Source organism: Nostoc sp. (genome assembly GCF_036917235.1).
Taxonomy (GTDB): domain Bacteria; phylum Cyanobacteriota; class Cyanobacteriia; order Cyanobacteriales; family Nostocaceae; genus Nostoc.
The window spans coordinates 36,911-50,069 of record NZ_JBALDU010000035.1; the positions used below are offsets into that span (position 1 = coordinate 36,911).

The 13,159-nt window shown below is 42.3% G+C and carries 14 protein-coding genes; 13 read left to right on the forward strand and 1 reads right to left on the reverse strand.

Features of this window, described 5'->3' with window-relative positions:
* Positions 1–70 precede the first annotated feature (70 nt).
* From V7K44_RS12265 to V7K44_RS12325, 13 genes are all read left to right on the forward strand, one after another.
* The gene (locus tag V7K44_RS12265) at positions 71–409 is read left to right on the forward strand and encodes a hypothetical protein (protein WP_334931757.1); all 339 of its coding nucleotides are present in this window, start codon (positions 71–73) and stop codon (positions 407–409) included.
* 308 nt (positions 410–717) lie between these two features.
* Positions 718–2,859, forward strand: a complete 2,142-nt coding sequence (locus tag V7K44_RS12270; protein ID WP_334931759.1) for a pentapeptide repeat-containing protein — start codon at positions 718–720, stop codon at positions 2,857–2,859.
* Positions 2,860–2,981: 122 nt separating this feature from the next.
* A complete protein-coding gene (locus V7K44_RS12275) occupies positions 2,982–3,473 on the forward strand; it encodes a hypothetical protein (protein ID WP_334932013.1) in 492 nt (163 codons plus the stop codon).
* Between the two features lie 124 nt (positions 3,474–3,597).
* Positions 3,598–3,804 (forward strand): hypothetical protein, encoded by a 207-nt coding sequence (locus V7K44_RS12280; RefSeq protein WP_334932015.1) that lies wholly within the window; start codon positions 3,598–3,600, stop codon positions 3,802–3,804.
* Between the two features lie 209 nt (positions 3,805–4,013).
* Positions 4,014–5,270, forward strand: a complete 1,257-nt coding sequence (locus V7K44_RS12285) for a GNAT family N-acetyltransferase (protein ID WP_334931761.1) — start codon at positions 4,014–4,016, stop codon at positions 5,268–5,270.
* Complete coding sequence (ruvX, locus tag V7K44_RS12290; protein WP_334931763.1) at positions 5,251–5,748, forward strand: Holliday junction resolvase RuvX; 498 nt, start codon at positions 5,251–5,253, stop codon at positions 5,746–5,748. Before V7K44_RS12285 ends, ruvX begins: the two co-directional genes overlap by 20 nt.
* Before the next feature lie 143 nt (positions 5,749–5,891).
* Positions 5,892–6,464 carry a DUF3727 domain-containing protein gene (locus tag V7K44_RS12295; protein ID WP_334931765.1) on the forward strand — a complete coding sequence of 191 codons (573 nt, stop codon included), beginning with the start codon at positions 5,892–5,894 and terminating at the stop codon, positions 6,462–6,464.
* A 227-nt stretch (positions 6,465–6,691) separates the two neighbouring features.
* Entirely contained in the window at positions 6,692–7,318 is a 627-nt protein-coding gene (locus V7K44_RS12300; RefSeq protein WP_334931767.1) for a hypothetical protein, read from the forward strand.
* A 54-nt stretch (positions 7,319–7,372) separates the two neighbouring features.
* On the forward strand, positions 7,373–7,912 hold the full coding sequence (locus tag V7K44_RS12305; RefSeq protein ID WP_069068441.1) for a YqeG family HAD IIIA-type phosphatase: 540 nt from the start codon (positions 7,373–7,375) through the stop codon (positions 7,910–7,912).
* Positions 7,913–8,268: 356 nt separating this feature from the next.
* Entirely contained in the window at positions 8,269–9,378 is a 1,110-nt protein-coding gene (gene proB, locus V7K44_RS12310) for a glutamate 5-kinase (protein WP_334931769.1), read from the forward strand.
* A 52-nt stretch (positions 9,379–9,430) separates the two neighbouring features.
* Positions 9,431–10,021 (forward strand): Uma2 family endonuclease, encoded by a 591-nt coding sequence (locus V7K44_RS12315; protein WP_334931771.1) that lies wholly within the window; start codon positions 9,431–9,433, stop codon positions 10,019–10,021.
* A 224-nt stretch (positions 10,022–10,245) separates the two neighbouring features.
* Positions 10,246–10,623: a hypothetical protein gene (locus V7K44_RS12320; protein ID WP_334931772.1), complete on the forward strand. Its 378-nt coding sequence runs from the start codon at positions 10,246–10,248 to the stop codon at positions 10,621–10,623.
* An 18-nt stretch (positions 10,624–10,641) separates the two neighbouring features.
* Complete coding sequence (locus V7K44_RS12325; RefSeq protein ID WP_334931774.1) at positions 10,642–11,367, forward strand: hypothetical protein; 726 nt, start codon at positions 10,642–10,644, stop codon at positions 11,365–11,367.
* A 66-nt stretch (positions 11,368–11,433) separates the two neighbouring features.
* Here the strand turns inward: V7K44_RS12325 and V7K44_RS12330 are convergent, their stop codons facing one another.
* The gene (locus V7K44_RS12330) at positions 11,434–13,116 is read right to left on the reverse strand and encodes a right-handed parallel beta-helix repeat-containing protein (RefSeq protein WP_334931775.1); all 1,683 of its coding nucleotides are present in this window, start codon (positions 13,114–13,116) and stop codon (positions 11,434–11,436) included.
* Positions 13,117–13,159: the final 43 nt, after the last annotated feature.

Here is a 13,159-nt window from a genome sequence, read left to right on the forward strand (position 1 = left end):
GACAACCACCAAAAATAGAATTTGGTTGGTCTATTGTTGAATAAGTATGCTAATGAGGTAATGAAGATTGATGAATCCTCAACCAGAAGAAGACTTGCAGCGTCGCCTCGATAAGCTAGAGGCAGAGATTAATTCCCCGCCTGGGGTGGTTTCACAACAACAAAAACAAACGCCTCAGTCTGTTTTTGCCAGCTTCAACTTGCAACTAGAGCGATTTCAGATTTGGTTTAACAGCTTATCTGGTGTGAAAAAGCTGGTAGTTGCGGGTGTGACAGTGCTAGTAGGCTTGGCGATACTGCAAGCAGTGTTTAAACTAGTTGCATCTGTAATCAGTCTGGCACTTTTGGCAGTGTTAGTGTATGTTGGATACAAATTTTTTGTGTCTGGTAGCTTTCAACGTAAGCAATAAGTTGATATGCATCTACTTTGCACTTTGCCGGGAGTTACGAGAGTCAGGAGCCGGAATAAAAACGGCTTCTGACTTACAGAGGATTTCAAGGAAGGTGGAGTACAGAAACAAAGTGTCAAAACTAGGTATAAAGCCTGTTTTACTTCTGAATTCTGACTCCTGTTAGCGCAGCGGGGCGTAGCCCATTCTGAATTCTGCTGTATTACTCCTAAATCCTATTTCAATATGCTTTTCTTTTTGCTGACGAGCTTAGTCTATTTTAATTGTGCCGATCGCGGCGTAGAAATAATATCAAAGGAAATTATACGATGACCTCACCAATTGTCAGGAGAACTAGTAATCAATCTGGTCAGTCAAAAAAATCGGAAAGAGCCAATTCGCTGCTGCTAGCAAGTAGGCGTTTTGCTGCTTGGGCGGCTGAAATTACACTAGTGGTTACTAGTGGGTTGATTCCCTTCGGCATTGGTGTCTATGCCAATTCTAGAAGCGATCTGAATCGAGTGCCGCTGAACCCCGTACTGGTAGTAACAGAAAGAGCGATCGCCAGACCCTTAGCTCTACCTGTGAGCTATGGCATCCGTAACGTCGCATGGCCGACTAATATTTTGTGGACAATCGCCTTGTTAGCGCCTGTAACTCTCTCGTGGTGGCAATTGTATTTATTAGCTAAGACTGGTAGCACAATTGGGAAACGTTGGTTAAAAGTGCGGGTTGTCAACGAGCAAGGGAAGCCGCCCGGATTGGGGGCAGTTGTAATTAGAGAAGGAGTTGGGCGTTGGACAGTACCCATTTCCATCGCCTATCTACTGTGGCGTTACAGCTTTGCTTTTCCCAATTTAGGATTATTCACATTTTTGTCTTTATTAATGATTGTGGGTGAAGGGATTGGCTTACCGTCGCGTCGGGGGCGTCGCGCACTACACGATCAACTCGCAGGTACTTATACAATTGATGCAGTCTTAGCTAGCAACAAACAAGCTCAGTCTGCTGACGGTAACGATCAAGCAGAAGAAAAGCAGGAGGGTGAAGAATTTGCGGCAGTCGAAACCAGCCAATCGCATAATTTGTGGCGGCGGATACAGCAAAATCCCAATCTTACTTTATTTGGGGTAGGGCTGACGAGTATGACTGCTGTGTTGGCAACTTTAATTGGCACTCAAGTTTATATCCAAATTCAACAATCCCAGCGAGCAACCAAGCAAATCAACAGCCAACAATTCCTCGAACTAGTCAAACAATTGACTCCCAACTCTGGGGCTACTAATGAGCAACGTCAAAGTGCAATTCTGGCTATGGGTGGTCTTAATGACCCACAATCAATTAAATTTCTGGCGGATTTATTAGTTAGCGAAACTAATCCCAGCGTTCTGGATACTATTCAACAAGCTTTGACAACTGTCGGGCCCCAAGCCATCCCAGAACTCAAAAATAAGAATCAGTTTTTGGTTAGCGAACTGGAATCTGTGGGTGGCATTGCAACCAAAGAGCGGGAATTACGGCAAGGGCGACTACAAAGAAACCAGCGGACAATCAACAAGATTCTCTCTGTTTATAGCGGTAAAAAAATTGAGGGTGTTGACCTTAGTAGCACCCAATTAGGTCAAAGCGGTACTCCAGGAAGTTCCTTCTTCAACTTGGTACTGGACAATCTTGATTTATCAGGAGTTAAGTTTAAATCTGCCAATCTTAACCAAGCCAGCTTTAAGGGTAGCCGCTTCCGGGGTGTGGGTGAAGATGGACGTTGGGATACCTACGATGATGTAATGGCTGATTTAAGCCAAGCTCAGTTGCAGCAAGCCAATCTTACTGATGCTAACCTCAGTCGCGTCTTGATGAACCGGATTGATTTGAGTCGTGCCACTCTTAACAGAGCCAACTTATCCAACGCGCGTCTATATGATGCTAAACTCAACAGCACCCAACTAGTAGGAGCCGATCTGCGAAACGCAGTTTTGGAAAAAGCTAGCTTGACTGGGGCAGATTTAGGCGATGCTAAATTGAACGAAGCCAATTTATATGCAGCGCGTTTAGGTCGCGCTACTGCGATTGGAACGCAATTATCTTTTGCCAACTTAACTAACACTGATTGGCAAGGGGCAGATTTATCAGGAGCCTATTTGGATCGTGCTAATCTCAGCAATGCTAACCTCAGCGCCACTCGTCTAGCTGGTGCTGTTTTACGCTCTGCCCAAATGGAAAACGTTAACTTGCAAAATGCTGACCTGAGCCTTGCAGATTTACGCGGGGCAAATGTCGCTGGAGCAGATTTTAAGGGGGCAATTCTCGCTCCTAGCAAACAAGATCCAGCAGATCAATTTGTCCAAACCCCAGATTTAGGCTCAGTATCTGCCGTAGTCCAAGGGGTTGATTTTTCTCAAGCCAAAAATTTAGATGCCAAGCAATTAGCATACATTTGTACTCAAGGAGGCATTCATCCGCGTTGCCCGTAGAATGGAGGGAGCAGGGGAGCAGGGGAGCAGAGGGGTAGAGGGGCAGGGAGAGAATAACCGATGCTCCATGCCCAATTACCAATGACAAATGACAAATGACAAATTGGTGTGAGGAGTTGGTTATGAAGTATATTCCATCTTTGGTTTCAGTTTTGGGGGCTGGTTTGGTCTTGAGTCTGGCGAGTACGAAACCAGCAGAAGCTCAAGTAGCTTATGGTAGTTATATTGGTATCGGCCCTACTGTTGGTATTACCGATGGTATCCAATTTGGGGGGGTGATAGCGGGACGGTACAAGCTTTTGGAAGCACCAATTTCACTGCGCGCTCAAGTGTTAATTGGTAATAATACGGCTGTTGTACCAACGGTTTCTTACGATTTCCCCCTCAACTGGCAAGCTGATGCCTACTTGGGCGCTGGATTAGTGTTGGCTGGTGGTGGTGGTTCTTCTCCTGTGGGCGACAAAATTAGTTTTGCTTTACAACCAGGCATTGATTATATGATCCCAAATAGCAATACTGTCCTTTTTGGCAACGCTATTATTGCTTTTGATGCTTACCGAGATAGCAGTGGTACAGCTATCTCCGTACAAGGTGGTGTTGGTTTAAGATTTTAAGGGGTATGCTATCCCTAAGAAGCGTTAAACTTCATTGCAAATTAAGAAGTTAGTCCAAACAACGTGATAGTTTTTGGTCATGAAGAGAGACAGCACAGGATTAACACAGGAGAACACAGTGGCAATGGAATCAAATTTATTAACAGATGCGGGCGCAGATGAAGTGAATCAAGATTTCAGTGAATATGTCGCCAATCTGCAACTTCACATGACTCTGCAAGCTCGTAATCTTGTTCCAACGCTGAAGCAAACACTTGTAGATAGTCGCCACCAATTACTCCATCAAACCCAAGCCAACTTTGAAAAGCTAGTTTCTCGGCAAGGGTTCTAAAATATATACAAATTTTAATCAAAATTCAAATAAAATAAGGGCAGATGTTGTTGGGTCAATGCCAATGGTGTTCTCACAAGGTCTGCTTTTTCTGCTTTTTAAGTATTAAGTTACTAAAATCACACTTTTGGCACAATAGTAGAGAGCAGAAACTAGTTAAGATTATTGCAAGCAGTTTATTCCTTTCAAGAGCAGTTAGTTAAGGCTAAATGGCGGCTCGAATAAAAATGACTTCATTACTTCCCAGAAACCTCAGCGTTGTTATCCGACCAGTCCAATACCGGGATCTGGACGGAATTGAGCGCATAACTCAAGAGTCATTCGCAGCCCTCACTCCTCAGGGAGCAGGTTTTGCTATCAGCCAGATGCAAAGGCTGCGTCGCTGGTATGGATTACTCAAATTTTTAAGTTGGTTTCCTAACCCGCTACAGTATCGCCTCTGTACTTTTGTCGCGGAGCAAGGGCGGATACTTTTAGGAATGATTCAAGTCTCACCCTTTAACCGTACACGTAGCACTTGGCGGATCGATCAAGTGCTACTAGAGCGTGGTGTCGATAAACAAGGAATTGGTTCGCAACTTTTGCGTCATTGCTTTGAGTCGATTTTGGAAGCTCGCACTTGGCTATTAGAAGTTAATATCAATGACATAGAGGCGCTGGCACTATATCGGCAAAATGGATTCCAGCGTTTGGCAGAAATGACATACTGGGAAATTGGCCCAGAATTACTGGCTGAATTGGCACAAGCAGAGCCAGACTTGCCCAACCTCTTGCCAGTAAGTAATGCTGATGCCCAGTTGCTATATCAACTAGATACGGCATCAATGCCACCTCTGGTACGTCAGGTTTTTGACCGTAATACCCGCGACTTTAAAACCAGCTTATTCGGCGCTTTAACTGATGCAGTAAAGCAATGGCTGACTAAAACAGAAGTAGTCAGTGGTTACGTATTTGAACCGCAACGCAAAGCTGCGATCGGCTATTTTCAGGTACAACTCGATCGCAAGGGTGAAGTTCCCCATACTGCAACGCTGACAGTTCATCCTGCTTACACTTGGCTGTATCCAGAATTACTATCTCAGCTAGCTCGGATTGCCCAAGATTTTCCCCAGCAAGGATTACAACTAGCCTCCTCAGACTATCAAGCAGAGCGAGAAGAGTATTTGGAGCGAATTGGGGCAAAACGCATAGAACATACATTAGTGATGTCTCGCTCTGTGTGGCACAAGCTACGGGAGTCTAAATTCGTCTCCTTAGAAGGAATCCAGTGGACTGATATGCTGCAAGGTTTACAACCGACTCGTAAACCTATACCAGGTGGGATGTCATGGATACAACCAGGAAAGTTGCCATTGTCAGATAAACCTCTGCCAAGCAAGCCAGAACCGATTAACTTTTCGGTAAAAAACCCTAGTATAGAAACATCGCCGATTACTGAATCAGCAGATGCACAGCAGGAGAATTAGTGTGATATCCCAAGAGCAACCAAAACCGTTTATTTCAGCCTTGGGATTAGATTACGGTCGCAAGCGGATTGGTGTGGCTGGGTGCGATCGCACGGGTTTAATTGCCACGGGTATCACTACAATTGAGCGCACATCTTTTGAGCAGGATGTCGAGCAAATCCGACAAATAGTTTATGAACGTGAGGTGCAAGTTCTAGTTATGGGCTTACCTTATTCAATGGATGGCTCGCTAGGATTTCAGGCTCGTCAAGTTCAAAAATTTACTACAAGACTTGCTAAAGCACTAAACTTGCCTGTGGAATATATGGATGAGCGATTAACTTCATTTCAAGCAGAGCAACTGCTGATAGCTGAAAACAGCTCCCCGTCACGCCATAAAGGTTTGATTGACCGCAAGGCAGCCGCTTTGATTTTGCAACAATGGCTGGATGTTAAGCGTGCCAACTCTCGCAGTTCAGTTGCGGCTATTGAATATTGATACCTTTTAACATGATATTCTGAAAACGATTAGCCAGCAGTTGTATCTACGTATAAAGCTATTTGCTTGACATAATATGTCATTAACTATAGTTAAGCGATTTTCAAACTTGCTGGTATTTATTAAATTTCTACATTTCGGCTATGTTTTCCTCTCCATTTCCTGAAGAAAATGATAACGCTCATGCGGGTTCCATCACTTTAACCGATGACAAAGGGCGATCGCTCGACTGTTATATAGAGCATTCCCTGGAGGTAGATGGACAAGAATACGTTTTGCTTCTTCCTGTAGACTCACCTGTAGAAATTTTTTCTTGGGAAGGTGACGGTGAGGAAGAAGAAGCAGTTTTGGTAGAAGATGACGCCATTATTGAGCAAATTTTTGCTAATGCCCAAGCTGTACTATCTGAGCAGAATTTGATATTGAAGAACACAGCTTATGCTCTGACAGTTGCAGGTGATTTACCGCCAGTTGAAGAATCAGAACTCTTCACCTTAGAAATCGAAGATGAAGGGGAAGATTTAGAGCCAGAACAATTACAGCTACTTGCTAGCTTTTATGAGGAAGATCAGGAGTATGCAATTTATACACCCCTAGATCCTCTGTTGTTTTTTGCACGGATAACAAAAACAGGTGAACCTGAATTGCTTTCTCCAGAGGAGTTCCGCAAAGTGCAACCTTTGTTAGAAGAACATCTTTTTAATGAAGTGGAATAAGATTAAAAATTCAAAATGAAAATATTACATTTTGAATTTTTAATTGGGAATTTTCATTGTAATCAAAATCTACCTAAACCTTTTACCATGTCCCATTAAATGTGGAAGCTATGAAACATTGATAAGAAATTGGGACAATTAGTATTGTTTAAGATTCTGGAACAAGTAGTTTGGTCGTGATTTTCAATTCCATTATCTAAATCTAAAATTGGTATGGGGTGCTGAAAATGGCTTATAGCGATTTTACATTAAGTAAATTTAAAAAGTCGTTCAGCATCCGCATTGATGAAGAAACTGATTTATGTGCTGACATAGCACCTTTACAGGCAAGTGATAAACTCAAAAATTCTTTAGAAGAAACTACAGAATTGGCTTTAGCAATTAATACTGAAAAAGCTCGTTCAGAAATGATTATCACTCCGATATTGTTGGAGGTAAGACGCAGAGCTAATTATCCAATTAGTTTGTTTTCAGGAACAGATTTTAATGTAGATGCAGAAAAAGGTCTGAATGGATACTGTGACTTTATCATTAGTCGTTCTAAAGAGCAGCTAACAATTAATGTGCCAGTGGTGGTGATTATTGAAGCAAAAAATGAAAATATTAAAGGTGGATTAGGTCAATGTGCGGCTGCAATGTTGGCAGCACAATTGTTTAATCAACAAGAAGGAAATGAAATTAGTAAAATTTATGGCGCGGTAACAACAGGCGACATTTGGAAGTTTTTGAAGTTAGAAGAAAACGATATATTTATTGATTTGAGTAATTATTACATCAAAGAAATAGATAAGATTTTAGGGATTTTATCTCAAAATGTTCAGGGAGACATTCCAGGATGGACTTCGACTAACTAAACTATATTGGGTTATGCTCATTTGTCTTAGCTATCTAAATTTGACTGTTGACTTATGGTCTGGAACAATCTTTTACAGCCTGACTTGATTTTAGAGGGTTCAGTGTTAAACCTAACACCAGATATTATCCAAAAATACGGGCTTAAAGGGCTGGTATTGGATGTAGATGAAACTTTAGTACCCTTTACAGTCGGGATAGCTTCCCCAGAACTACGAGAGTGGGTAGAGCAAATCCGTACCTGTACTGCACTCTGCTTGGTGAGTAACAACCTCAGTGAAGCACGAATTGGTGGAATTGCGCGATCGCTCAACTTACCTTACTACTTAGGTGCAGCCAAACCTTCCCGACGCAAAATTAGAGCGGCACTTAGAGGAATGGATCTACCAGTACATCAAGTGGGAATGGTAGGCGATCGCTTGTTTACCGATGTCATCGCAGGTAATCGCTTGGGAATGTTTACCATTTTAGTTGAACCGATTGTCCATGCCGACGCAGCTCTGCGCTCTCATCCCGTCCGCAACTTTGAAGTTTGGATATCTGAAATTTTGGGAGCCTCTATTACCCCCAAGAAAACCAAGATTCACAAAAGTTAAGAAATCGTCAGGAAAGTAAATCTAAAGAAATAGTTAAGGAATCATATTTGAACCAAAAAATCGGGGATCATAAGTATTAATAACATGGGGTCAGCCAAAAAAGATCCTAACTCATACTAAGTAAATATACTTCCGTAAAGCGTCAACCTTCACTATAGAGGGATTGGCGCTTTACAATTTTGGATTTTAGATTTGGGATTTTGGATTGAATCTAAAATAGACTTCTTTAGGTGTTTCCATAGGCTTTAGTCTGTTCACATGGATGGCGTGTGCTTTCGGATAGGGGTCTAAAGAAACTTATGCAAGATGTCTAATCTGTAATCTAAAATCTAAAATCTAAAATCTAAAATTCAAAGATGTCATTAACAATTGTTGTCAAAATCGGTACTTCTAGCCTAACTCAACCAGAAACGGGACAATTAGCACTTTCTACTATTGCTACCTTGGCGGAAACACTCTGCAATTTAAGACGCCAAGGACATCGGGTGATTTTGGTTTCTTCTGGCGCTGTGGGCGTGGGTTGTGCGCGGTTGGGTTTAACTGAACGTCCTAAAGCGATCGCACTGAAACAGGCTGTAGCAGCAGTTGGACAAGGTAGGTTAATTCGGATATACGATGATTTATTTACTACTTTGCAACAGGCGATCGCTCAAGTATTATTGACACGCAGTGACTTAGTACAGCGCAGCCGCTATCTCAACGCCTACAATACTTTTCAGGAATTACTGGGACTGGGGGTGATCCCCATAGTCAATGAAAATGATACTGTAGCAATAGACGAACTAAAATTTGGTGATAATGATACCCTTTCAGCATTGGTTGCCAGCTTAGTAGAAGCAGATTGGCTATTTTTGCTCACCGATGTTGATAGATTGTACTCAGCCGATCCGCGTTCCGTACCCGATGCGCGACCGATCGCTTTAGTTAGTAGCATTAAAGAATTAGCTCAATTACAAATACAAACAGGTTCCCAAGGTTCCCAGTGGGGTACTGGTGGGATGACGACAAAAATTTCGGCTGCCAGGATTGCCATTACGGCGGGAGTACGTACCGTAATTACCCAAGGGCGATTTCCCCGGAATATCGAAAAAATTATCCAAGGTGAACTGATTGGGACGCATTTTGAACCGCAACCAGAACCAACTTCGGCGCGTAAACGTTGGATAGCTTACGGACTTGTACCTGCGGGTAAATTGTATTTAGATGAAGGTGCGATCGCGGCAATTTCTCTAGCAGGAAAATCGTTATTAGCAGCGGGAATTAAGCTAGTAGAAGGAGAGTTTGATACACAGGATGCCGTGTTATTGTGTGACACCAACGGTAATGAAATTGCCAGAGGACTTGTAAATTACAATAGCAATGAATTGCAAAAGATTCGCGGCTGTCATTCACGAGAAATTTCCACAATTTTAGGCTATGCCGGGGCAGAAACCGTTATTCATCGGGATAATTTGGTTTTGACCTAAAATAAAAATTAGATAAATTTTGTGACTATTAACTCAGAGAGTAAAAAATATTATGACTCAAACGTTAGAAAATGCTGTTAACTTACCAGAAGAACAACGCTTCTTTCGACATGGGTTAAGTTGGCAACAGTTTAAAGCGATTCAAGCTAGCTTTGAAAATGTACCAGGTGTGCGGTTGTTTTATTGTCAGGGAATTTTAGAAATTGTGAGTATTGGTAAGCCGCATGATGCGATTAAGTGTTTAACTGGTTTACTCCTAGGACAGTATTTTGTGGAACAGGGTATTGAATTTTTTCCCAGTGGGAGTTTTAGCCAGGTTATTCCTGAGATAGTAGAATACCAAGCAGATTTATCTTATTGCTTTGGAACGGACAAACCTATACCAGACCTCTGTATTGAAGTAGTCATCACTAGCGGTAGTCCCATAAAGTTACAGAAGTACAAATTAATGGGAGTCCCGGAAGTTTGGTTTTGGGAAGATGGCACAATTGAAGTTTACTGCTTACGAGAACAAGAATATGAGAAAGTTGTTCAAAGTGAGCTATTAGTAGAATTAGATTTATCCCTGCTCAATCGTTGTGTTTTGTTATCGTCTCCCTTGGAAGCGATTAGAGAGTTTCGCCAGGGTATTCAGCAGCAATAGTCAGGTAAAACGACTAGTGATTTTTCAAATTCAGCATATTCTTAACCAGTTTTTCACAGACGGGCTTGTTTCGTGAAGACTCTATAAACTATTCATGCCGTGCGGTAGTATGAGTATGTTTAGAATTTAACTTTGCTAATCAATACACATCCGCATCTGCCAACTATATGGATCTGAGTAATATACCGAAACCTATTTGGTACGCTCTTACAGGATTTCTCTTGTTGACTATAGGCTATGGTGCTGCAACTCACGTTCCAGAACTGAATGGCTCAAATAAAGAAAGCGCTGAAAATAAACCTTCTACAGTACTAGATTCAAGCAGTGTAAAAGTTAGCGTTTTCGATGAAGCAACTCAAGTTCCTATAGTTGGAGCAAAAGTAATAATGGAATCTGAAGGTGGATCTGATACAGATACAACTGATAATTTAGGCGCTTTCCGAGTTCAAATACCAACTACAGATTACGTTAAAGTTCGCATATATAAAAATTCTTGTGAGCCTTATAAGCAAGACTTAAATTTGAAAAGTAACCCAGATAGACCTAAACCTATTTTCTTGAAATGCTTAGTACCCCAAAATAAGTCTAAGCCTAATAGTTAACTTTTTCAGTATTCTTAAATGTTATCACTGCGCCAGCATTTTCAACGGATTAAAGAAATAGTTGACTGGAGTTGGACACTAGCTATTTTGTGTATGGTCGGTTATATAACTTTGGGACAACTCGCTCAATTGTACTGGGCTATGGTGGTGTTTGGAGGATTAGCCGGTAGCTTCGGTCTATTTTATGAATTTTCCTGTGAAAAACTAGCAGATTTAAATGCTGTTGAGGATACATACAAACTTCAAAAGGTAATTGCAACCTCAGCTTTGGCTCAAGATTTACTTGGGAAATTCGCTCACAGAAACCCTGAGATTACAAATCAGTTTCCTGTTTTTTATCAACTAAGATATAAAGTCAGTAACATCAGAGCTACTTCTGCCGCTAAATTCAAACAACGGGTTAATCAACAAACAAAGACACCTTTTCAAAGCTCATCTCAACCACAATCTCCAAAACCAGCACAAGCAACTCCCCCATACACGCCGCCGAAAAAAGAAGCACAACCTCCTCTGAGAAACTTATCTCAACCGCCATCTCAAAAATCGGTACAACGAATTCCACTATACCCACCTCTGCAAAAAAAACCACCAAAGCCTCTAAGAAGGGCAACAAAGGAAAGAATTACGCCAAAAGAGTATAAGACAATTTCTAATACAAGTGATTATGTATATATCGGGCCTTATGAGAGAAATGGTAAGCTGGTGAATTTAAATGGGCATTACAGGCGAAAACCGAGAAGGTAATTTGCTATTTTTTATTGCTTGCTATACTCCGATCCCAAAATTTGGATTTTATTAAATCAACGTTCCTTACCACTCCCATCGAGCGATGTCAGGTGCCGAACCGGAGTAAGGAAGTCCAACATCAGTTCCTCTATCCACCACAAGACTGCGTGGCGAAGTCGGCTTGTAGTAAGAGTTCCAACGATCGCCCGTGCCTGTAAATTTTGGATCTCCCTGGATGTTTGTCGCATTAACCGCGAATTGGATCTGCCAAGTTGGCTTTGCTGGGTTCGTATTTCTGCGGAGATTATTAGTGAAAACAATGTTCTTACCTCCTTGCACATCGTCTCCTTGAGAGTTCAAGAACACATTATTTTTGATCGATATCCTGTCTGCGGAGTTGATTTGTAGGCTATTCCCTAAAGTATCCAACACGTTGTTGTGAATCTTGATGTTGGAAGCTGGATCGGGAATGAAGACGGCAGCACTGTTCCCGAAACCAAATTGAACTTTACGAGCGACATTTGCGAAAATATTATTGTGGATATTGATGTCGTGATTTTCTATACTTCCGCCCCATGCTTTTCCTCCCCAGATCGCAATACCGAAGCCCTTATCCTGAAAGTAGGAGTCGGATATCTCCACTCCGCTCAAGGCAACTTCGATTGACTCCTTAACACTGTGTCCGTCAATATCTTTTATTCGTAAGTTTCGTATCTTGAGATTGCTTGGGCGTGTAGCTGTCGGCTGGTATTCATTCATTATTGAATGATTGACCATCGATAACCACGTATTACAGTTAACATTGTAGATTTCGTTTCCATAACTCAAATTCCAAAGTTCAATGGAAGCATCCTCGCTCCACTGCGAATCAACTTCTGGAACCTGGATGTCGCAATCGTGAATCTTCACGTTACGTATATGACCTACATGCATGAACTTTATGCCGTATCCTTTATTTTCTCGGATAGTAATGTTGTAGATGTCAGCGCCATCTAGCCCTCCAAGTCTCAAGTTCCCGGTAGATGCTCCCGATACTCCATCCGCTGCGGAGTTGATAAATGTGCAATCATGTATCGTTGTGTTCTTCATCCACTTTCCCTCTGGAAGCGGGACGTACCACCACATATTGCCACGGGTAAAAACTGCACCACTGTGCTGGAAGTTTTTGAATGTGACATTATGCGTAGTCACATTGTTACGATTTTCTACCCAGATACCGGCTTTGATGGTTTTGCCGTTCCCATCTATGGTGAAGCCGCCTAACGTCTGATTGCCGTCTGTCGCTTCAATCATCTCGGAAGGAGATCCGTACCGAGGGTTCGAGCCGGAGTAGCTAGGCGAGACAAGCTGAATAATGCTTCCATAATGCCAAAGACTCCAGTCACTGCTGCCAGTATTTACTCCTGGAGCCGGAATAGCACCGTTGCTAGTAATAGTCACCTTTGATTCACCTGCTCCCTCGATATTCACTCCCGGTGGAAGTACCGTCGCTTCCGTTTCCCTGTAGACGCCTGGGTTCAAATAAATCGTGTAGTTTTGATTCGGTTGAACTTGTTTTGCTGCATACGCCAACGTCCTCAATGGCTTGCCTAGCGATCCATCGCCTCCAGTATCGCTTCCCGTGGGAGATACGTAGACGTACAAGCTCGTGGTAGATTGGGCAGCCACAGTTTTCTGCGTAGTTGCTAAATGGGTTGTGACTACAGCTACTAAAACAATAGTAGCTAAAGCTGCGTAGGAAAGAAGGGAGCGTAGAGTCTTTATCATTACTCAAAGGAGGGAGGGAAAGGCGATGGATGGACGGAAGGGA

Bases quoted from the DNA above. Each gene is read 5' to 3' on its own strand.
- V7K44_RS12270 (WP_334931759.1), top strand. From the start codon at position 718: ATGACCTCACCAATTGTCAGGAGAACTAGTAATCAATCTGGTCAGTCA.
- V7K44_RS12265 (WP_334931757.1), top strand. From the start codon at position 71: ATGAATCCTCAACCAGAAGAAGACTTGCAGCGTCGCCTCGATAAGCTA.
- V7K44_RS12315 (WP_334931771.1), top strand. From the start codon at position 9,431: ATGACTCAAACGTTAGAAAATGCTGTTAACTTACCAGAAGAACAACGC.
- V7K44_RS12325 (WP_334931774.1), top strand. From the start codon at position 10,642: ATGTTATCACTGCGCCAGCATTTTCAACGGATTAAAGAAATAGTTGAC.
- proB (WP_334931769.1), top strand. From the start codon at position 8,269: ATGTCATTAACAATTGTTGTCAAAATCGGTACTTCTAGCCTAACTCAA.
- V7K44_RS12330 (WP_334931775.1), bottom strand. From the start codon at position 13,116: ATGATAAAGACTCTACGCTCCCTTCTTTCCTACGCAGCTTTAGCTACT.
- V7K44_RS12285 (WP_334931761.1), top strand. From the start codon at position 4,014: ATGGCGGCTCGAATAAAAATGACTTCATTACTTCCCAGAAACCTCAGC.
- ruvX (WP_334931763.1), top strand. From the start codon at position 5,251: ATGCACAGCAGGAGAATTAGTGTGATATCCCAAGAGCAACCAAAACCG.
- V7K44_RS12295 (WP_334931765.1), top strand. From the start codon at position 5,892: ATGTTTTCCTCTCCATTTCCTGAAGAAAATGATAACGCTCATGCGGGT.
- V7K44_RS12300 (WP_334931767.1), top strand. From the start codon at position 6,692: ATGGCTTATAGCGATTTTACATTAAGTAAATTTAAAAAGTCGTTCAGC.
- V7K44_RS12305 (WP_069068441.1), top strand. From the start codon at position 7,373: ATGGTCTGGAACAATCTTTTACAGCCTGACTTGATTTTAGAGGGTTCA.
- V7K44_RS12280 (WP_334932015.1), top strand. From the start codon at position 3,598: ATGGAATCAAATTTATTAACAGATGCGGGCGCAGATGAAGTGAATCAA.
- V7K44_RS12275 (WP_334932013.1), top strand. From the start codon at position 2,982: ATGAAGTATATTCCATCTTTGGTTTCAGTTTTGGGGGCTGGTTTGGTC.